Raw genomic sequence first — 22661 nt, forward strand, 5'->3', positions numbered from 1 at the left:
AGTTAACGGTTGAGATTAGGGTAAGACTCTCATCGCTCAATCGCATTTTGCACCATGGCTTTGTTGACTGGTGCGGATAGAGTTTGAAGGGTGTCAGGGTTCGTCACAAGTTTCTCTACCGTCGCACTCAACAACCGGGAGCAAATTTGACGCCAAGCCTCAAGTTGTGCTGTATGTGCTTCCTGCTGGCACCAGTGTGCGATCGCAGATGACAAGTCTTCTAGTTGATCGGGTAAGGGTTGAATGAACTCAGCTAAGTCAGCTAAGTCTTGTGGGGAGAAAAGCTGGCGTTTCTCATTTAACAGTTCAACAAAAGCGATAACATTTTGCTGCTCAAATAACTTAACAGCCTGTTGGACAAATTCCAGGGGCAAATCTAAACCTTCAGCAATCATCTCCACACTCAAACCCAACTTGATCAGGCGTAGTATAGCGGTTAACTTGGCTTTAAGTTCGCCTCGTTGTTCACCTCGTTGTTCACCTCGCTGTTCACCTCGTTGTTCACCTTCAGAAAACCCTTCTTGCTTGGCTTCCTGATACACTTTGGTTTGTTTGAGTTCACTTAATCCTAACATGGCTTCTATCTCCTTGCGGCTTTTTTGCGGTAATTTATAAACGATGATTGTTTCGATTAAGTCAATTAAGTCTCTTTTTGTGCTTGGATCAGCGATCTGGACTTGGGCTTGGTTGATTAACTGCCTTGCCACTGTCGGTGCTGTCTGTTGATTCTCGATCACTAGCTTAACAATGTTTACCCCCACCGAACCCGATGCCTCTGTTTCTAACTCGTCCAAGTAAATCCGTTGCACTCGACTGAATAGTTCCCTAAATTGTAACGGTTGTTCTCGTTCAATTCGGCGACTGGGGTAAATCACTACAACCCGCCAGGGATGAGGGGGTTTGTATTGATTTAGAAAGATAAACAGTTCTGTAAATAAACGATAGTATAAATTCTCATCGGGTTGGAACTGAACTTCGACGACGTAGAAGGGTTGGTTTGAGGTTTGGTTCTTGGGTAAAAATAAACCATCGAGTCGAAATGAGAGTTGTTTGATTTCACGGGAGGTGAATTCATACGTCGCCGCTTGTGCTGTGGATTGGTTAATCAGTTCAAAGAAGATACTGGGAAACTCTTTAAACAGGCTATAGAAGATGGTGTCAGTTTTCACATTCTCCTGGGGTAAACGTCACCGAGTTGACAAGGGGTAGTATGGCAACCTCTGTGACTCAAAATTTCTATAGCGGCGGTATTGACAAAATAAATAAGATATGAATAGAGACAATGAGAGGGAGAGTAGGTCAGAGGTGTTCGTGTAGGGTGTGTTAGCGAAGCGTAACGCACCTTTCCCACCATACTACGTAAGTCCTGTCTTATTCAGAGCAGTTTGTTGAACTCAACCAAGTCCCGTGTGGCGTTACCCTTGTTGGTTCAGCGGTGAGAATTACAGTACCCTTGGCATCTCGATACCAACCTTGAGCCTCGATAATTCGCTTGGGTTGGTTGTCTGGGGTTTGTTGATGGACTTTCCCTTCCCCAGACGCGCCATGGCGCGTCTCTACATCCTGGGTAGGATTAGCAGTGGATTCACTCTCAGACTCAATCCGCCAATCTTCCCAAGTCGCCTCAGGGTTGAGGGGTTCATGGGGGGGTGTGGGTAAGCCGCCGCGCCCAGTGACAATAAAGCTGCTCCCTTGAGCCGCTTGACAAAGATTCTGTTCGACTAATCGGGTGACATCCACCAACTCCCCTGGTAATTCTACCAACCCTCTGGCGGGGTCAAGGGGTACATTGAGTTGTATTTCACCGGAAGCGCCAAACTGGGAACTGGCGTCAATGTCGTTGGTGCGATTTCCGGGAATGGCTCGACGTTCCTCAATGCCAAAGATACCTTCACCGTTGATAATAATCCGTCCCCCGTCGCCTCGTTCGGCATTGGCAATAATATCACTACCGTTGACACCTTCTGGAGGCAGGGCAACCAGAAAGATACTGTTAATATTAATATTACCGCCATTAGCATCCTCGAAAGCTGTGGCAGAAATCAGGCTTTCATCGGTTATCAGCAAGGTGTTGAGGTTTTGCAGACGGATATTGGCACCGCCTTCAATCCCACTGGTACCGGTTTCTGCGGTAACTTGACCTTGGTTTAACTCTAGGGAATTTGTCTGGATAGTCAGGTTTCCAGCTTGTCCAGAGGGACTACTAACGGTGATTTGCGCCCCATCTTCTACCGATAGTCTCTGGGTGATGATATCTAAGTTTCCCGCTGGACCCCCTGTGGTTGCACTGGCGCGGATGGCGCTATTCCCGCTCAGTTGGATAAAGTCTTTGGCGTCAATACTCACGTCTCCAGCCCTGGTAGTACTTTGGGTTTCGGCAGAAATTAGAGCGCCATTGGTTACGGTTAAAGAGTCACTCTCGATTTCTACTCCTCTAGAATTTCCATTAGCTCCCGATGCCACTTGACTACCAACACCACTGGGGAATCCTTGACTATCTTCCCCATCGAATAAGATGCTATCGGTTGACCGAATCATTATCTTACCCGCATCTCCTTCTCCCAAGGTAGCGGCAGAAATTAGAGCGCCATTGGTTGCAGTTAAAGAGGCACTCTCAATTTCCACTCCTCTAGAATTCCCCTTAGCTCCCGGTGCCACTTGACTACTAACACCACTTCTGAATCCTTGACTATCTTCCCCATCGAATAGGATGCTATCAGTTGCCCGAATGACTATCTTTCCGGCATCTCCTTCTCCCCAGGTAGGGGCAGAAATTTGAGCGCCATTGGTTACTGTTAAAGATCTACTATCAATGTTCACGCCCCCAGAATTTCCCTTAGCTTCCGATGCCACTGTACTAAAAACACCACTGGAAAATCCTTGACTATCTTCCCCATCCAATGAGATGCTATCAGTTGCCCGAATGACTATCTTCCCCGCATCTCCTTCTCCCAAGGTAGTGGCAGAAATTTGAGCGCCATTGGTTGCACTTAAAGAGCCACTGTCAATTTCCACGCCCCCAGAATTCCCCTTAGCTTCCGATTCCACTCTACTAAAAACACCACTGGGGAATCCTTGACTAGTTTCCCCATCCAATGAGATGCTATCAGTTGCCCGAATGACTATCTTCCCCGCATCTCCTTCTCCCAAGGTAGTGGCAGAAATTTGAGCGCCATTGGTTGCACTTAAAGAGCCACTGTCAATTTCCACGCCCCCAGAATTTCCCTGGGTTACCGGTCCCACTATACTAAAAACACCACTACTGAATCCTTGACTATCTTCCCCATCGAATAGGATGCTATCAGTTGCCCGAATGACTATCTTGCCTGCATTTCCTTCTCCAACATTAGAGGCATCAATTTGAGCGCCATTGGTTGCACGTAAAGAGCCAGTTTCAATTTCCACACCCCCAGAATTTCCCTTAGCCCCAAATTCCACTGTACTAAAAACACCACTGAGGAATCCTTGACTATCTTCCCCATCGAATAGGATGCTATCCGTTACCCGAAGGACTATCTTCCCCGCATCTCCTTCTCCCAAAGTACCTGCAGAAATTAAAGCACCATTGATTGCACTTAAAGAGCCACTGTCAATTTCCACGCCCCCAGAATTTCCCTTGGCTCCAAATTCCACTGTACTAAAAACACCACTGAGTAATCCTTGATTAGATTCCCCATCGAATAGGATGGTATCAGTTGCCCGAATGACTATCTTACCCGCATCTCCTTCTCCTAAAGTCGAAGCAATAATTTGAGCGCCATTGGTTGCAGTTAAAGAGGCAGTTTCAATTTCCACACCCCCAGAATTTCCCTTAGCTACGGGTCCCACTGCGCTAAAAACACCACTGTTGAGTAATCCTTGACTATTTTCCCCATCCAATAAGATGGTATCAGTTGCCCGAATGACTATCTTACCTGCATCTCCTTCTCCTAAAGTCGAAGCAATAATTTGAGCGCCATTGGTTACCATTAAAGAGCCAGTTTCAATTTCCACACCCCCAGAATTCCCCTTGGCTCCCGGTGCCACTGCGCTAAAAACACCACTGAGGAATCCTTGACTATTTTCCCCATCCAATGAGATGCTATCAGTTACCCGAATGACTATTTTACCCGCATCTCCTTCTCCTAAAGTCGAGGCAGAAATGAAAGCGCCATTCGTCACAGAAAGCGAGGAAGCTGTAATCCTGATATTTCCTCCTCTTCCTGTGGCTCCAAAGCTAACATTATTGCTAATCACCCCTTCTGTGACTGCCACGGTTCCAGTCGCATCAATAATAATATCTCCAGCTTGAGCATCGACTGAATCAAAACCTGAGAATATTCCCGCCAAGAGTTGACTATTGTCAATGGACAAATCTCTAGGATAAATAACAATATCACCTCTACCGGCTTCTGCCACATTAATAGTGCTATCAAAAATTGCGATATCGGTTCGCGCCAAATCCGCTGGAAAATCCAACCCTAAATTCCCATTCTCAACCACTAATTCCAACTCTCCCGGTGCGCCGACTCCCGCTAATTCCACTCTGCCACCGAGGGCTGCTAAAGTACCACCATCAATTAATAGTTCCCCCGTTGAAGTCGCATCTGGTGCTATATTTCCCCCCACGAGTAACAAACTTTCTCCCGAGGGGACAGATAGAGAACCTCTCACCTCAATCGAACTCACTCCTTGAGCTGCTAATTGATTAAAGAAAAGCGCATCTGGGTTAACTGTGAGTAAAGGCGGAGCCTCGGGTTCAGTTGCACTAAAAACGCCTTGATTGCCAAACCCAATGGCATTAGCTGTAGAGGCGACAAAGGAACCGCCAATATTTAACTGGGCATTCTCGCCAAAAATAATCCCATTGGGATTAATTAAAAACAGATTTACCGTGCCATTTGCCCGAATTAAGCCATCAATATTCGAGAGAGTCGAACCCGTTACCCGACCCAAAATATTCTCAATACTCGAAGCATTATCAAAGAATGCGACTCCTCCTGTCGGCACAGAAAACTCTTCAAAACTGTGGAACAGATTTCCTCCTCGCACCGTTCCCTCTTTTATCAGGCAACTTGGACACCCGGTTACCTGAGAATTGACTGGAAGTGTATTATCCGCCTCAATTTGGCTTTTAGCTGGACTGATTGCTGCCAGAACGCTAAGGGCGATACTGCTGACACGGCAAAGGTAACGGATGATTGGTTTCATTTTTCTCCTATCCTTTGAGTGGGAAGACTGGTTAATTACTATTTTACTATGATGAATGGCGTTTCTCGTATAACGAGGTAATTAGGTGTGGGCGCAGGTTCTTGCGCCCCGACATAAATTTTGTTACATCACGCGATTGTAAACGGCTATAGACTTCAACAAAATATACAGGCAATCAGATGATTTTAAACTATATTATGATGGCGTTTATCTGAGATATGACACGATTTATTTTTATGCAATTCATCCGCAAATAACTCAAGTTATTGGCTAAAAACGCAAGTCGTATAAAGACGACGAAAACGGGTGTATTAGGACTTCCGTAGCTACACCATATATAGGGCTAAATGTGCGTTACGCTTCGCTTTCCTCACGATGGCGGCGTGACACAGCTAAAATTGTGGAATAGACCTTACCATTGAACCGGGCGCAAAGCTTTGCGCCCCTACGGTTTCCGGGCGTAATTCTAATTCATCAAATAAGGTGTGCCACGCCACTACTGGACTGACACCGCTAAAATTGTGGGATAGATTTGACGTTTAAACCGGGCGCAAGCCTTGCGCCCCTACAATTCTAATCCACCAATTAAGATGTGCCACGCCACTACAAATATAGGCTTTGCGTAAGTTCTATATCTGTCAACTTTGCCTAAAACTCTGATTGAGTCAGCTTTAGCTGACTTGAGCGTTTAGCCTTGGGTTTAAACCCAAGGCTGGTTAATGGGACAGGTACAAGCTCTGAGTTTAACGTGAATTAATCGGCATTAGTCCTAGTTCAGAGACTTGACGAACTTAGACAGTGATAAAGTCAGCCGATGTCAATAAACCACTAGAATCAACATAAGCAATGATTTCAGATCCTAAACCAATTCGCGTTCCGTTATTCATGGAAATACCACTGACTGTACCCGTGTATGAACTCAAACTGTAACTTGACAGTGAGCCATGAATCTGGAGCTTGTCGAAATCAGTTTCACCGAAGTAACTATATCGGTCGAAATCGTCAATGACGGCGTAATCGAGTCCAGCACCGTTATAATAGATTGAGCTACTGGTGCCGAGAATAATCCGATCGCTAGCATCATAGTAACCTGGGTTGATGATATCGATTTCACCCGCACCGTCTAAGATACTGTTGGTTCCGCTCAACGTATCGGAACCGCTGCCCCCAACGAGGGTATCGTTACCCCCTGCACCGGTGAGCGTATCGTTTCCAGTACCACCAGAAAGATTATCATCACCAAAATTGCTAGAGGAATCATCACCGGTGAGCCGATCATTTCCGCTACCACCGAGTAAAGTATCATTACCGGCTTCTCCTTGGAGGGTATCATTACCTGAACCGCCATCCAAGCGATCGCCAATGGTATCAACGCCGCCCAGAGTATCAGAGTCAAGGTAATCATTGCCGCTACCGCCAATTAGAGTATCCGCACCCCCTTGACCCAATAATCGGTCATTACCTGTACTACCATCTAAGGAATCGCTCCCAGCACCGCCATCGAGGGTGTCATTCCCCGCATAGCCATAGAGCGTATCGTTTCCAGTACCCCCAGAAAGACTATCGTTGCCAAAATTGATTGAGGAATCATCTCCTGTCAGGCGATCATGTCCACTACCACCGAGTAGGGTATCGTTACCAGCTTCTCCTCGGAGGGTATCATTACCTGAACCGCCATCCAAGCGATCGCCAATCGTATCAACAGCACCCAAAGTATCGGAGTCAAGGTAATCATTGCCGCTACCGCCAATTAAGGTATCCGCACCCCCTTGACCATAAAGATAATTGTTAGAACTATTACCACTGATACTGTTGTTGAGGCTGTTGCCTCGTCCGGAAGAAGCCGTACCAGTCAGTGTCAGACTTTCCAGGTTATTTCCCAGGGTGTAACTGATCGAGGAATAGACGCGATCGCTGCCTTGGTTGGCGTATTCAACAACCACATCACCTGTTGAATCAACCACGAAGCGGTCATTACCCGTACCGCCATACATGCGATCGCTACCTGTGCCACCCGACAGGTAATCATTGCCAGCATAGCCATACAGGTAATCATTACCACGCATTCCCGAAAGACTATTATTAGAAGCGTTGCCAACCAACGAATCATTACCATCGCCAGTGAACACGTTCTCAATTCCGGAAATGGTGATGCCAACATCATCAATCGAGCCTGTCCCTGTAGTCAGGTTAACGGTACTGTTCGAGTCTACTGCAGCCGCATTAATTGTGTCTGTGCCGATTCCACCATTGATCGATGTCCTGTGTCCGAACAGTCCATCATAGTTGGAATATTCCTCAGTAAAGATAAAGGTATCATTATTCGAGGCTGCCTGACCGTAGAACGTGATATCAATGTCGTTGACTGTAATCGGTGATATCGTGTTACTGTATGTGTCAAAGAACTGAACCGTCCAAGTTCCCAGGGTGTCTTCGCCACGAAACTGGTTGGAGAAGAACTCCCAGCGCCCAGAACCGAATCCACCAGTAGAACTGCCGTTGTTCTCACCGCTATTGTCAATCAGAATGCTCGAGGTTCCATCCGGTGAAAGGAGTCGAAGTTCTAAGTCGCCGAGGTCATGCCATTGGGTGAAGTTGACGTCAACTTCGACATGCTCAATCTCAATATTGCTGCTGATGAATTGGCTGAACGAGGTTCCGCCAATGCCACTGCTAATCGTTGTCGAAGTGTTCAGGAAATCCCTGAATACAGTAGTATCATTGGCACTGGTCTGGGAGTTACTTCCCCAAGTCTCGGCTAAACGCACCGCTGCCTTGGCATCAACTAGACCAAAGCCATAATCGTTGGAGAAGTGCAAACCACCACCATTCCAGTTGTTAGCCCCGTTAAACGACCAGGCATATTCCTCAGAACCCCTGGTGTCAGAACCGACATTGGAACCAACATGGCGTGCAGAATAGGCAAGAATCTCCTGCACATCGCGCCAGCCAAGATTCGGATTAGCCTCCAGCATCAGCGCCACCACACCAGACACCATCGGTGCTGCTGCCGAGGTACCATTAAAAGTCGATGTGTAGTCGCCAGATTTGTAGCCTGCACTGCCCACGCGATCTGTTGTCACAACCTCACCCGCTTTCCCTCCTGGCGAACCAAAGGCTGAGACGAGAACAGACGCACCATGGGTACTGTAAGATGAGACAAATCCGTTCTGATTGACAGCAGCGACGGAAATCGTATGGGGGTTCGCATTCCAGGATGAGGCGTTGGTGTCTTGGTTGACGCTACGCGAGTTGCCTGCTGACTTAACTAAGATTGTACCGAGTCCGTCACGTCCGGAAATGACAGCATTGTCGATTGCGGTGTTCAACGCAGTGTAATTTAAGCCTATGTCGAAGAAAAATTTAGACTTAGTGCCAATGCTTATATTGACGACATCAGCCTCACGATTGCCTCCTGCTGTCTGTAGTAACCCAGAAGCATTGTTGATCGCGTCGGTCATATTCTGATTTGAAATACCTCGGAAGCCGAAAATGGTAGCGTCATGAGCTACACCAACGCCGCCGATGCCGTTGCCTTCATTTGCACCAATGATGCCAGCCACCGCAGTACCGTGGCGATCGCTACTAAGACCACTGGGATCAGTATCATTGTCCCGGAAATCCCAGTCTTTGGCGACTGAGTAGTTACCATCAAGATCAGGATGGGTGCGCTGAACCGCATCATCGATCACAGCGACTTGAACACCAGCGCCAGTATAGTCGTCCCAGACATCGACTACATTGAGATCGAGAAGACCAGGTGTTGTGTTTCGGAGGTGCCACTGGTTGGAAAACAGTGGATCTGAAGGTATAGTTGCCATTGTACTTTTCCTTTACGTAAATTACTTTGTGTGTCTGCCGTATCTCGGCGGACATTCTCTCCAAATCTGAATTAGAGGGGTGAAATAGAGATAAAATTCAAGTTTGTAGATTGTTGTGATGTGTGTTTTGGAAACATCTGAATATTTCCTAGCTATTGTGATGGAGGTTTCATGTTTAATTCCTCCTTGACTTCACTTACAATTGCCATTGTGCTGGTAAAATCAACGGAATAATTGAGGAAAAATAGGTAGTATGAAAATTAAGTGAATTCAGGATAATTCAGGATAATTCAGGATAATTCAGGTTTCAGTAATATAGATAGGGTTTACCGGTGTGGTGAGGTACAGGATCAGGGATGGGGGTGAGGGCGCAAGGATAGTGCCCATACAGGGTGTACCTCAAGCAATTGGGAACTGCTATAAACCTCCCACGGCTGGGTTGTGATAGCTTTTGATATCTTCTGATAGTAATAACCCGACTAAAGTTGATACCTAACGGGGGGTTCTGCACCAATAATTCCCTTTTTAATAGACATAGATGAGACACGAAAAGGTAGGGGCGCAAGGCTTGCGCCCCCACAAAAGAAACGCTATAACCCCAGGACTTACGCAGCCACACCATATATATTGGTTAAGGTGCGTTAGCGTAGCGTAACGCACCCTACATATAGAGCCTTTGCGTAAGTCCTAAACCCCTAACCGTTAAGGATGATCGACCATGAAATTTAACCGAGAACAGGCAGTACAAATAGCGAACCAAGCTGTATCTGATCAAACCCACCGCAACTTAACCGATGTTGAAGTAATCGTTCTCAAAGGATCTTGGGATAGACAAGAGTACGATCAAATTGCGGCACAAAATCAATATTCGACCAGTTATATCAGTCAAGATGTCGCCCCAAAACTGTGGAAAACCTTAACGGATGCCTTGGGTGAGAGAGTCAAAAAAAGTAACTTAAAACAAGTTTTAGAGGGATATTGGCAACAGAAAATGGCTAATCATAAATATCCTTCGCACCCAACCCCCCCAAAACCAGACAGTGCAGCTATAAACCAAACCACTCCCGAAGCACCAGAAACATTGACACCCGATCGCTATGTGGAGCGCTCTCCCCTAGAAACCATCTGCGCGAAAACCCTATCCCAACCGGGAGGGCTGGTACGGATTAAAGCACCTAGCCTCATGGGTAAAACCTTTCTCGTGACTCGCGTGTTGGCTCAACTCGCCACTCAAGGCTACCGCACCGCTAGTGTAAGCTTGAACCTAGCAGATAGCAGCAAACATTTCACCAATTTGGATAAATTCTTACGCTGGTTGTGTATTAATTTGACTCACGAACTCCATTTACCCAATCAGTTAGATGAGTATTGGGATGAAGACTATATGGGTTCAAAAGTAAGCTGCACCACCTACTTTGAAGACTATCTCCTAGCCAACGCCAATACCCCCTTAATTCTCTGTTTCGATGATGTGGATTTGCTCTTCCCCCATCCCGAAGTTTATGAAGACTTTTTTGGACTCCTGCGTTCCTGGTATGAAAAAGCCAGGAGTCGTCAGCGCTGGAAAAAATTACGATTAATTATTGTCCATTCAACGGATGTGTATATTCGCTTAAATATTAATCAATCTCCCTTTAATGTTGGCTTACCCATAGAACTATCAGATTTTACCCCAGAACAGGCACAAACCTTTGCCCAGTATCATGAATTAGAACCAGATATGAGTCTAATCCAACCCCTAATGCAGATGGTGGGGGGACATCCCTATCTCTTGGAGCAAGCCTTTACTCACCTAAAAAATCATCCAGAAATCACCCTAGAGCAGCTCCTAGCAGAAGCCCCCACAGAATCCGGCATCTACAAGAGCCATTTGCGGGAAAACTGGTTACATCTGCGATCGCATCCTGAACTCGCTACAGCATTTAAACAGGTGGTAACAGCAATCACCCCGATCCAACTGGAACCTATATCAGCCTATCAACTCCAAAGCCTGGGATTGATCAAACTATCAGGGAATCAAATAGAGCCGCATTGTAATTTATATCGTTTGTATTTCCGTCAGTATTTGGGAGACATTGAATGAATCCTGAACTCAACTCAACGTACAGGTATCAAATTGGTGGCAGTTTACCCCCAGATTCTTCAACCTACGTGGTGCGACAGGCAGATTCAGACTTATTTAACGCCTTATTAGCCGGGGAATATTGCTATGTTCTAAATTCCCGACAAATGGGTAAATCCTCGTTGCGAATCCGTACCATGGACAAACTACAAGCTCAAGGAATTATCTGTGCTGAGATTGAACTAACTGGAATTGGGAGCCAACAAATTACGGCACAACAATGGTATGGTGGAATTATTCAAGAACTGATCAGTGGTTTCGACTTGTCGATCAATCGACGCCATTGGTTACGCGATCGCGAGGATCTTTCCCCAGTACAACGGTTGGGTGAATTTATCGAAACTGTATTGCTCACCCAAATCCCCCAAAACATCGTCATTTTTATCGATGAAATTGATAGTATTCTCAGCTTAAACTTCCTCACCGATGAATTTTTTGCCCTAATCCGTAACTGCTATAATCAGCGAGCCTCTAAACCTGACTATAAACGCCTCACTTTTGCTCTATTAGGCGTCGCCACGCCATCGGATTTAATCCAAGATAAAAATGCTACTCCTTTTAACATTGGTCGCGCCATCGAACTCAGAGGCTTCCAATTCCATGAAAGTGGCGCTTTAGTCGCTGGATTGGTTTGTCGTTCTAATCATCCTCAAGCCCTGTTAAAAGAAATATTATATTGGACAGGAGGACAACCATTTCTAACCCAGAAACTCTGTTGGCTTATCGCTCAGTTTGGTTTTGTTCAAAGTCAGGAAGTTGACAGTATTCCCCCTGGTGAAGAATCCAACTGGTTAGAACAGTTTGTACAAAAGCAGATTGTCGAACATTGGGAAGCCCATGATGATCCAGAGCATCTAAAAACTATTCGCGATCGGATTTTGCGGAATGCCCGTGACAGTGAACGATTGCTATTACTATACCAGCAAATTATCCAACAGGGGAAAATTGCCGCCATAAATTCTGAGGAACAGATGGAATTACGGCTATCGGGAATAGTCACCAAACAAGAGAGTTATTTACGAATTTATAATCCCATCTACGAATCTGTCTTTAATTGCAATTGGGTGAGGACTAAGCTGATCGGGTTGAGAACATCGCCAATCCGGGTAGACAAGGCAACCGAAAAAAAGACAAAAATTCCCCAAGATATCAAGGAGATTCAACCGGAATCATGGAACAATCCTCCAGAAGCAATTCCAACGCGGAAAGAACCGTGGTGGTGGGTTGGGTTAAGGGTACTAATCGCCAGTGCGATCGCGACAAGTCTGGTTTTGGGAGTGCGATCGCGCGGTGGGTTGGAGTCTTGGGAACTTCAAGTCTTTGATCACCTGATGCGGTTACAACCCCAGGAAGAACCCGATGAACGACTTTTAATTGTGGAGATTACCGAAAAAGACGTTCAGGCTCAACCTGCTGAAGAACGAGTGGGTGCGTCTCTCTCAGATCGAGCCTTTGCTCAACTCCTTGCCAAATTAGAGTCGTATCAACCCCAAACCATTGGCTTAGACATTTATCGCGATCGCCCAGTAGAGGACAACTATCCAGAGTTAGCCCAAGCCATGGAAACGAGCGATCGCTTATTTACCATTTGCCATTACGGTAATCCTGGCGTTGTACCGCCACCGGAAGTGTCAGGAGAACGACAAGGGTTTAATAATGTTGTCCTCGATACCGATGATATTCTGCGTCGTCATCTTCTCGCGGTTTCTGACGCCTCACCCTGCCAAAATCAATATGCTTTTAGTATACAAGTTGCTAGTCATTACCTAGCCGCCCAAGGAATTGAACCACACCTGAATTCCGACGGGTATCTTCAGCTTGGCTCAACCGTATTTAAAACCTTAGATACAAACCCTGGCGGCTATTCGACGATCAATTCCAGTGGTCACCAAATCTTACTCAATTACCGCGCCACGAATCAGATTGCTGAGAAAATTACGCTCACAGACGTTCTCAATGGTCAACTTAATCCTGAACAGGTAAAAAATCGTATTGTTCTAATTGGTACCACGGCTCCCAGTTTTAACGATCATCGTTGGCTGACTCCCTACAGTAAAGGACAAGGAACCGTTCAAACCATGACGGGGATTGAAATTCAAGCGCAGATGGTCAGTCAAATTCTCAGTGCTGTTTTAGATCAGCGACCCCTGATCTGGTGGTGGTCAGAACCCATTGAGATCCTGTGGATTTGCGGCTGGTCTTTAATCGGCGGACTACTCGCCCAAACTTCTCGTTCACCACGAGGGTTTCTGATCCGAGGCGGAGTCGCGATCGCTATTTTATATGGAAGCGGCTGGGTGCTTTTCCTGCAAGGGGGTTGGATACCCCTAGTTCCCGCCGCTTTAGCCTTGGTTATGACTGGCGGTGTACTCATTGTTTTCTCTCGGTTCAAGATTAAACAGTTTAGGTAGGGCGGGCAAGCAGTTGACGGTAATGTCATTGGAGATCTCCCCCTGCTCCCCCTGCTCCCAGACGTAGCATGCTACGTCTCTACATTGCTCCCCCATCACCCCTACGACTGATTACTTGCTTCAGATGGTGGCGAAGAACCCGCCGGACATTGAATAGTATTCTCCACCACTTCCGGTTGACTGGGAGGCGTTTGTGACGGTTGATTCGTTTGGCAGATTTGATCACTCGTTGATTCTCCAGTGACAAACACTGCTCCGGTATAACTCCTTAAATCCGGTTTTTTGGCTTGCGCCGTAACCAGCGCCTGCTGTTGATTCGCGGAGACGATCTGATACTCGTAAGATTCAGGTTGTGATTGCAAGGGAATTGCCAACTCCTCGAAGCTAGAGGCAAATTGTCCATGTTGTAAATAGAAAATTTGTTGGCTTTTATTCACCGAATTAATAAACGATTTTGCCTCTAATTCTCCCGCTAAATCAATCGGCGGCAAGGGTGAGGGGGTCAGGACAGTGTGGGTGGGTAAGATTGGTTGAGGTTCATTGGGAGATAGAGTAGATTTTGCGGTGTTTTGATTCTCTGAGACAGTTGACTCGCTATCGTTGGCGGTGTCTGTGGATGGAGAAGAAACCTGATTAGAAAACGGACGCTGTTGCCAATACACATAGAAAGGAGTCACCGCTACTGCAACAATCAGCAAGCCGACGGCTGCTATCCATTTGGTTTTTTTCCCTTTCAGCAGATTAAGCCAATTCGACTGAATCGGTTTTTTGGCTGGAGAGAAGGATTTAGAGGGATTGGACTTGGACGCAACCGCTCTCTGGGGACTCGCCTCCGATTCATCCTTGATAATCTGCGTTGGTGCGTCCGGAGCATAATCCCATTGCGCCGTAGCATCTTGGTTATCAAGATTTGCCTCTGATGTGGGATTGTTGAGGGCTGAATTTCGAGGATGTTTGCGCGATGTCGCTGCCGAATTTTCTCCGGTTCCGGTCAATGATTGGGCAGAATTTCTCATGCCCGACTGACCCGTTGCTCCGCTAGTTTTCTTTAACATCCGAGTGGGCATATTGGTCAATTTTGACTCTGGGGTTTTTCCCCGTTGCCCAAGGTTCCCTTTCCCAGCAGGGAATGTAATGATACCCGAATTGTAATGACTTAAATTATTCAGATCAGCCAGAACTGCTGTGACGGAAGGGTAACGCTGACGGAAGTCATAGCGCACCATTTTATCAATGACATAACCAAGTCCTGGGCTAATATTGAGTTGATTGCGCCAGCTAAATTCACTGGTTTCGGGGTCTTGGGGCAAGTGTTTGGGATGTAATCCAGTCAATGCTTGGAGACCAATCATCCCCACCGCATAGATATCACTGCTAAAGCGAGGTTTTCCGGCTAATTGTTCATTGGGCATATACCCTGCTGAACCAATGGCAATCGTCAGCGCCGTTGGTTCATGAGTTTCCACGGGTTGAGTACTGATTTGTTTAACCGCACCAAAATCAATTAAAACAATTTTATTATCAGATTGGCGTTTGATGATATTGGCGGGTTTAAGATCCCGGTGAATCACTTGATGCTGGTGAACAAATTCCAGAATCCTTAAAATCTCTTGTAATAGCCGAATAACAAGTGCTTCTTTTAATGGCTTACCCTGGGGTAAAAGTTTAGATAGACTATCACCTTCGATAAATTCTTGGACTAAATAAAATTCTTGATTTTCTTCAAAGTGAGCAAACAGTCGTGGAATTTGCTCATGGTTTCCTAATTTGTACAGAACCTCGGCTTCGGTATTAAATAAACGTCTTGCTGTCTGCAACATCGCCGAATCAGTGGTTTTTGGCTTCAGTTGCTTGACAACACACCAAGGATGACCTGGTAATTGTTGATCTGCTGCGAGAAAGGTGGTTCCAAACCCACCCGCTCCAAGCTGACGAATAACGCGGTAGCGCCCACTAAGTATAATATCGGTCATGAGAGTTGTATCTAGGTTGTCAGCAAAAGCCATCTGATCAAACGAAACTGCAATTTGCACATTAGTCTAACTTCATTGTCGCTGCTAATCCGGCAAGGTAACAATCAATCGGTGTTGAATGCATCACGAATTCCCTCCATGTTTGCTGTTCGCGCCTTTATTCACTGTATGGCATCCTAGTGCAAGAAGACGGAAATAACTGTGAACAGCTACTATCTCTCCCAGCTCCCAGACGCGCCATGGCGCGTCTCTACATTGCTCCCTCAGCTTCATCGTATCTACGAAGCTGCTCAAGTATTTCCAAGGGCGCTGCACTAGCACCCAGCATCGGTCAAAGCGCTTCGTGAGCCAAGTGATCAGCGCTTCCTTTCTGAAATTGGATTCGATAGACTTTTGCACCCCTTATTTTTTAGGATAATCGCAATCGGGCGATCATTGAAAGGCTTACTCTATCACAAGGTCTATCACAAGTACCTAATCGAGTATTCCCAGTGTGACCGATCGCGGTAGCGATTGGTTTGAGTTCAGCCCTTTGCTGGCAATGATCTGGATCACCGATTTTCAGTTTATCCAGAGTAACGGCTAGAATCAGTTGAAGATTGCTGCTGATAGGCTAGATACACCGCCTCAAGAAAGACATTTGCCGTCACCTTTTGAGGCACATTTTCCAGATCAATGATGTCTTTCACCTGACTCGCCAGTTGTCGGCTTAACTGCGTGCGGGATTGTGTTGTCATCCCTCCACGCCGTTGTAAATACTCTCGAATGACGGCAAAATCATCGGGTAATAAGCGAGATAAATCAGCTTGAGTCTGGAGTTGATTTGCCAGAGTTGTGGCTGATTCCGATAGCGAAAAGTTGGCGGCGGTAAGGGGTTGTTCTTCCTGAATCACTAAGGTTCCAGCAACCCAATCTCCAATTCGCTTTTCGCGTTTTCCTAAGGCGATGAAAAATACTCCCAGAAAAAATAAATCATCAACGGGTCGTAGTAAAGCCCGTAACGTGGCTTGCTGAAGTCTCACGGGTCTGCCATCATCGCGAATGACGCGAATTTTCACATAGCGCTTTCCCGGCGTTTGCCCTTGCCATAAGGTTTCAAAGAAAACAAAGTAACCGACATAGATAAAAAAGTAAAGTAAAAGTTGGATGGAAATCAACCAAAGCTCTAACTGGGTTTCACTGCCGATTAAATCTTCAATAACACCAATAAATTGAAGGGATAAAAATGCCCAAGTAAGTAGGAAAATAATGAGAATTAAGCCCCAAACAATATAGTCAATTAACAGGGCATAGGCTCGATTGCCGATTCCGGCGAGCGTGAATTCTAGTTCAACACTTTCTGGAGTTTGCAGCGTGACTCGGTTAAAAAATCGCATGGCAGTCAAGTTATAGCCGTTAGCCGTTAATAGGTTAGCGCGATCACTCGTCTCGTAGCTGCATCCCCAACCCTTCCCGACGACTGCGGAGGTCATAGTAGATAACACCTTTAACTGATTGCCAGAGGGGTAGGACTACAATATTAGCTAGCAAAAATATGATTCCTGTGAACAAGAAGGTAACAGAGATTATTCCAAAAACTTCATCGGGAGAATTTTGGAATAAGGGACGAAAATAAATTATCGTAAACATCAAAGGTAATATAGCAATGATATAAATCGGTAATGTAATTAAAAATGCCAAAACAATTATTCCTTGGATTCGCCAAGCAAAGCCTTTAGTCAATTCCCAGCTACGACTAATCGCTTCAATACAATTGATATCATTTTCTATAGCCAGAGTTGCCTCAGGTATAAAAATTCGCGCCAAAAACCATAAGTAAGCAATTAGAGAAGCTATATTTCCAATAATTAACCATATCCCACTAATTAATGAATTATTTAATAAATTTTCTAACATAATTGCAGGTAAATTAAATAATAAAAATTGCAATATGGACAACCCTATATTGACTCCAACTAAAATAAAAAACAAAAGAATTTGCAAAAACAAAAATTGCCAAAATTTAGAATTCAATATTTTACGAATTTGTCGAATCAATTCAGGATTATAAATAATTTCGCCAAAGGCTAATCTTGGTATAATTGCTGAATTTACAAGAGATTTAGCGATGCAATAAATGGAAAGAGGAAAACCAATTATAAGAGTTAACAATAAAATCCACCCTAAAGCTGAGAAGTCAGCAGGGGAAGCCGATGTGGAATCAGGTTGAGCGATAAACACAGTTCCAACAACAATGATAATAAAGCCTAAAAAGGGAATCAGCGACCACAACGTTGCCCGGAAAGCGACACCTAAATAGACTTTCAGGTGATCGCGATACAGCCGCAAGCCAGCGCTAACTACATTACCTACACTCAAGGGTCCCATGGATTGGCGGGGGTCGGGATTCTGGGACATTGGCTAAACATCTCCTGATCGGTGAAAGGCTGAATTTAAAGCTATCTTAAGCTAAGTTAGGCAGAATCTTCAGTGAAATTTCATGAATATTCAACGTTGGATTGCGCGGCGGGAACCCAATTGGAAGCGGTTGGATACTCTGTTGCGGCAAGTGGAAAAAAAAGGGTTAAAGTCGTTACAGGCGGGGGAAATTCGGGAACTGGCGAGTTTATATCGTTCGGTATCGGCGGATTTAGCCCGGGCGAGAACCAACCAGGTGGGAACTCTCCTGGTGCAAGATTTACAACGGTTGACCTCTCGCGGCTATAACCAAATATATCAAGGATCTCGACGTCAGGAATGGCAAGCCGTGTGGCAGTTTTGTCGCTGGGGGTTTCCAGAGGTGGTGCAGCGCACTTGGGGTTACACTGCCATCGCCACAGCAATTTTTTTAGGGGCGGCGCTGGTGGCGTGGTGGTTGGCTTGGACTGATCCGGTGTTTATGTCGCTGGTGGTTCCGGATCATTTGATCGAGAAGGTGCGCGATCGCGGAGAATTATGGATGGGTTCGATTGTGGGCATTGAACCGTTAGCCTCTAGCAATATTATGATTAACAATATCCGTGTCTCCTTTGGTGCGGTTGCGGGTGGCATTACAGCAGGTGCCTATACGATCTTCCTGATGGCATTCAACGGCTTGCATATTGGTGCTGTCGCCACATTAGTCGGTCAAAATAATTTGGCGTATCCCTTCTGGGCGTTTGTATTCCCCCATGGTTCCCTGGAACTTCCCGCTATTTTCCTCGCTGGGGGTGCAGGTTTGTTAATTGGTCGCGGAATTCTGTTTCCTGGACACTATCGTCGGGTTGATGCGATTAAAGTGTATGGGTCTCAAGCCGCCCAGTTAGTCTTTGGCATTGTGCCAATGCTAATTATTGCTGGGATCATTGAAGGTTTTTTCTCACCGAGTCCTCTGGTTCCAGATTTGATTAAATATGTGGCTGGTGTGGGACTGTTTACCCTTTTAGTCCTTTACTGCACTCGTCCCTTAAGCCGTAATCCATCTTAAAATAAGGAATTGGCAATTGTAACGGGATAATTTATGGCTTACTTCTGGTATAAGGCATTTCACTTAATTGGCATTGTTGTCTGGTTTGCTGGGTTATTCTACCTCGTGCGTCTTTTTGTCTATCATGCAGAAGCCTCTCAGGAAGCAGAACCCGCGCAAACGATTCTGAAAAATCAATACCAAATCATGGAGAAGCGTCTCTACAACATCATTACCACACCGGGAATGGTGGTGACGGTTGCCATGGCAATTGGTCTACTCACGACTGAACCAGAGGTTTTAAAATCGGGTTGGATGCACGCGAAGCTGGGGTTCGTTGTGGTGTTGCTGGCTTATCATTTTTACTGTGGTCGGTTGATGCGACGGTTAGCCTCTGGAGACTGTCAATGGACGGGTCAACAGTTCCGCGCCCTCAATGAAGCCCCCACTGTCTTACTCGTGGCGATCGTTTTACTGGCTGTATTTAAGAATAGTTTACCCACGGATATTACTGCTTGGGGAATCTTTGCTCTGGTGATTGCGATGGCAGCATCGATTCAACTCTACGCGAAAAAACGGAAGCGGGATAAGGAAAAACGTCTGGCAGAAGCCTCCTCAGCAACCAGTGACGAGATGACTGAACAGGTATCGGCTTAACGGATCATTTCAGTAACACTCTTCTATAGCAGGATACATATCGCTAAGGACAAACCAACTGTGGTAGAGACGTTCTGCCGGAACGTCTCTTCTGGTTAAGAAGAGTAAACATTGGGATTAACAGTTCCTTATCTTTTGTGGAAAACTAACGGGTTTCTGTGGAAAAGTGGCATGATCTGTGGAAAAGTCAGGCTTTTTCCAGGGCTTCTGAGGGGTTAAAAGGTAATCCGATCCGACTCGTAAGCTGGAGGTTCGACATGAATCAACACGCGCACTGGATTAAAGCGTTCTTCTAATCGATCCTCCACCACTTCGGTAATTTGGTGGGCGGTTTCCACGTCTTTAGCATCAACAATCAGATGCATTTCAATGAAGACTTGACGCCCCAAGACGCCACGAGAGGCGATATCGTGGCAGTTGATGACTCCAGGAACTTGGATAACAATGGCTTGAATCGCTTCGGGTGCGATCGCGACTTGATCGACTAACCAGGGTAAGTTATCCGTTAACACTTCCCAGCCACTGCGAAAGACTAACAGGGCGACAGGAAAGGCGAGAATCACATCTAACCATTGGAGTTGGGGCAGATTCCATAGTCGTCCTTGCCAGATACCAATCAATCCCACCAAAACCGTAATCGTTACCCAGACATCACTCATCGTGTGTTGAGCATCCGCTATCAAAATCGCACTTCCCACCCGCTTCCCCACATTTCTTTCATAGAAGGTAACGAAAATATTCACGCCTAAGACAATCAGCAGTAACCATAACTCTGGCGCTGCGATCGTGATCGGCGTCAAACCGTTGACAATCCTCTCGATGGTGCCTTTGAGAATTTCAAAACAAGCAATGCCTAAAAATGCCGCAATCCCCAAAGCGCCTACGCCTTCAAACTTCTGATGACCATAGGGATGTTCGCGATCGGGATGAGGAGAGGAGAAGCGATTCGCCACTAAACCCAAAACATTATTGGCACTATCGGTGACACTGTGCAACGCATCAGCTTGTAAACTCAAAGACCCGGTTAAAATGCCGACAATGGCTTTCAATGCCATCACGAATACATTTAACAGCAGGGTAATCAGCAATACCTTGCGAACTTCAGCACGTTTGTCGGCTGGCATGATCGTTGCCCCTTGATCACAACTTTCCTCTACTCTTAGTTTAGTCGGATAAATGACTGAAACCCTTGCCATTTAATACTTTTAATTCTCCAAGCTTCCTAAATTTTTGCCGGCTTCTTGCAAGTTTTTCTAGGAATTGTGTGCCAAAACGCCTCATTCTTTGGTAGATTTTCGGAAGGACTCAATTACCATCTTCTATCAGTAAGCGCTCATTATTAAGATTTATTGCTCATGGTTCCAGCTCAACTTACCCTCAATCTGGCTCAAGGGTCTGTATCATTCAAATTTACGCCGGAAGCTGCCCAAAATTTACAAAAGGCACTCGCCCAACTTGTACAAACTTTAAAAGCTACGGCTCAAGCCCCAGGCAGTACCAGTAAGCCTAGTCCGCAAAAACCAATAGAGTACCAATATACTGGGGATGTTTTCTTGGAAATTTTCTGCAATCCCAATATTTACCCCAGTCCCTTTGCGGCTAAAGTTCTAATCACACTGCGGGATGAACGCATCCGTTTGAGTACGGAAGCTGAACTGACTCGGGTGATTGAGGATGTCAATCAGTATATCGAACAAGTTGGTTGATGAGTGACCAAAATCAAGAGGATGACCTAGATCTCAGGCTCCTCGTCCTTGCCTTTCGGCTGGATAGTGTAAAGTATTGTAAAATAAGCAACAGGTCAACTTTATTGACGCATGAATTCTAACAATATCCAAGACGCTTTACAAACTGGCTTTCGTGTATCGTTGGGGGCGACCACTTCCCTCATCGAAAGTCTCCAAGATGAGCAAAAGCGGGAAGAAAACCTGTCCCTGCTCAACTTAGACTTCAACCAACAGGTTACTGAGTTGTCGAAAAAAGGCGAAAAAACCGAGCAAGAGGCTCAACGCTTGATTGGACAGATGTTCAGCCAAATGAACCAACCGACAGACTCAGCTACACCATCAACACCTAGCGATAGCGGTTCAACACCACCAACGGGAACCACGTCTAGAAGTACCCAACAAGAACTTGAAGAACTGACGGTGCAAATTGCTCTGATCCGCACTGAGTTGGAGCAGATGCGTAATCCTGACTCGAATCAATAGTGAGTAGGGGCTGCTGAATCAGTCTTGTGGTTGGGATCGGGAATAGGGAATAGGCTTTCTTGCAATGGTTTCATATCATGTCCGGTCAAACCCCCTAATAGAAATTTCTCCGTGTCTGGAGCGTCTTCGCGTCTGTCCTAATTATGGGTAATCGTTAGGACATGATATTAACCCTCTGTCGAAGGAAAATTTGGTGCTTACGTCGCTGGGTACGCTTTCTGTTCTAAGCAGTTCTCAAACGTTGGTAAGGGCGCACGTCTGTGCGCCCCTACTATTTCCGGTTATCCAAATTTTAATAGGTAATTACATTGGTGCTTTGTTAAGCGGTTTCCTTTTCTAAGGGTTGTATCAGGTGCGATCGCTAGGACTCAAGCCTAATCATCAAAGGGTTTGCCAAACTCAATCCACACTTGCCTTGACTCGGCAATTCCTCAATCATATCGCCAATGACAACGCAACGATAGAACGTTTGCAGAGCCAATTTTGTCTAACTCCTTACATTAGCGCCGAGACAAACTCTCTCTCAACTGAGGCTATCTAATCATTTTCCCATTCTTCGGAACCAATTAAATCACCAATGCGGTCTCTCAGCAAGAAATCGCATAGCTCTAGTTCGCATTCCACACAAACCCATTCGCGAGCGGGAATGTATTGACAAAGAACGTAGATGGGTTGCTGACGGCTGACTACTCCTTTCTCCACGAGTTGACGTGCTTCTTCTTGAATCACATCAATGGAATATCGAATCGAGGGAGTAGAGGGAGTAGAGGGAACGGTTTGAAGGCTCATCGGACTCATAGATATCATCCTGACTAAAGATCAAGCTACGTTCTAACTATAAACGAATTTGGCT

At 45.8% G+C, this 22661-nt stretch carries 14 protein-coding genes; 6 read left to right on the forward strand and 8 right to left on the reverse strand.

Translation table 11 applies throughout. The features are described 5' to 3' along the window. Positions 1-29: 29 nt before the first annotated feature. The 3 genes from RIC07_RS24365 to RIC07_RS24375 all read right to left on the reverse strand — a co-directional run bounded on the left by RIC07_RS24365 (position 30) and on the right by RIC07_RS24375 (position 9011). Positions 30-1169: an Rpn family recombination-promoting nuclease/putative transposase gene (locus RIC07_RS24365; RefSeq protein ID WP_446396761.1), complete on the reverse strand. Its 1140-nt coding sequence runs from the start codon at positions 1167-1169 to the stop codon at positions 30-32. 202 nt (positions 1170-1371) lie between these two features. Then, positions 1372-5190, reverse strand: a complete 3819-nt coding sequence (locus RIC07_RS24370; RefSeq protein WP_446396762.1) for a two-partner secretion domain-containing protein — start codon at positions 5188-5190, stop codon at positions 1372-1374. Between the two features lie 791 nt (positions 5191-5981). Further along, entirely contained in the window at positions 5982-9011 is a 3030-nt protein-coding gene (locus RIC07_RS24375; RefSeq protein WP_446396763.1) for a S8 family serine peptidase, read from the reverse strand. Between the two features lie 718 nt (positions 9012-9729). Here RIC07_RS24375 and RIC07_RS24380 point away from each other — a divergent pair. Then, positions 9730-11094: an AAA-like domain-containing protein gene (locus RIC07_RS24380; protein ID WP_446396764.1), complete on the forward strand. Its 1365-nt coding sequence runs from the start codon at positions 9730-9732 to the stop codon at positions 11092-11094. Further along, on the forward strand, positions 11091-13544 hold the full coding sequence (locus RIC07_RS24385; RefSeq protein WP_446396765.1) for a CHASE2 domain-containing protein: 2454 nt from the start codon (positions 11091-11093) through the stop codon (positions 13542-13544). Before RIC07_RS24380 ends, RIC07_RS24385 begins: the two co-directional genes overlap by 4 nt. Positions 13545-13645: 101 nt before the next feature. Here RIC07_RS24385 and RIC07_RS24390 read toward each other — a convergent pair whose 3' ends face one another. The 3 genes from RIC07_RS24390 to RIC07_RS24400 all read right to left on the reverse strand — a co-directional run bounded on the left by RIC07_RS24390 (position 13646) and on the right by RIC07_RS24400 (position 17875). Continuing rightward, complete coding sequence (locus tag RIC07_RS24390; RefSeq protein WP_446396766.1) at positions 13646-15577, reverse strand: protein kinase domain-containing protein; 1932 nt, start codon at positions 15575-15577, stop codon at positions 13646-13648. Between the two features lie 506 nt (positions 15578-16083). Continuing rightward, positions 16084-16893: an RDD family protein gene (locus tag RIC07_RS24395; protein WP_446396811.1), complete on the reverse strand. Its 810-nt coding sequence runs from the start codon at positions 16891-16893 to the stop codon at positions 16084-16086. Positions 16894-16936: 43 nt separating this feature from the next. Then, positions 16937-17875, reverse strand: a complete 939-nt coding sequence (locus tag RIC07_RS24400) for a hypothetical protein (protein ID WP_446396767.1) — start codon at positions 17873-17875, stop codon at positions 16937-16939. 121 nt (positions 17876-17996) lie between these two features. On the opposite strand from RIC07_RS24400, the gene RIC07_RS24405 reads away from it, so the two are divergent. Both RIC07_RS24405 and hemJ read left to right on the forward strand, forming a co-directional pair. Beyond that, a complete protein-coding gene (locus RIC07_RS24405) occupies positions 17997-18962 on the forward strand; it encodes a stage II sporulation protein M (RefSeq protein ID WP_446396768.1) in 966 nt (321 codons plus the stop codon). Positions 18963-18995: 33 nt separating this feature from the next. Continuing rightward, entirely contained in the window at positions 18996-19598 is a 603-nt protein-coding gene (gene hemJ / locus RIC07_RS24410) for a protoporphyrinogen oxidase HemJ (protein ID WP_446347945.1), read from the forward strand. 215 nt (positions 19599-19813) lie between these two features. Here hemJ and RIC07_RS24415 read toward each other — a convergent pair whose 3' ends face one another. Further along, a complete protein-coding gene (locus tag RIC07_RS24415; RefSeq protein WP_446396769.1) occupies positions 19814-20722 on the reverse strand; it encodes a cation diffusion facilitator family transporter in 909 nt (302 codons plus the stop codon). Positions 20723-20953: 231 nt separating this feature from the next. On the opposite strand from RIC07_RS24415, the gene RIC07_RS24420 reads away from it, so the two are divergent. Continuing rightward, entirely contained in the window at positions 20954-21304 is a 351-nt protein-coding gene (locus RIC07_RS24420; protein ID WP_446396770.1) for a hypothetical protein, read from the forward strand. 111 nt (positions 21305-21415) lie between these two features. Beyond that, on the forward strand, positions 21416-21808 hold the full coding sequence (locus tag RIC07_RS24425; RefSeq protein WP_446396771.1) for a hypothetical protein: 393 nt from the start codon (positions 21416-21418) through the stop codon (positions 21806-21808). 537 nt (positions 21809-22345) lie between these two features. Here RIC07_RS24425 and RIC07_RS24430 read toward each other — a convergent pair. Further along, positions 22346-22597, reverse strand: a complete 252-nt coding sequence (locus RIC07_RS24430; RefSeq protein ID WP_446396772.1) for a DUF4327 family protein — start codon at positions 22595-22597, stop codon at positions 22346-22348. Between the last annotated feature and the right edge of the window lie 64 nt (positions 22598-22661).

Origin of the sequence: Coleofasciculus sp. E1-EBD-02 (assembly GCF_040218245.1) — a bacterium.
Classification (GTDB): Bacteria; Cyanobacteriota; Cyanobacteriia; order Cyanobacteriales; family Coleofasciculaceae; genus Coleofasciculus.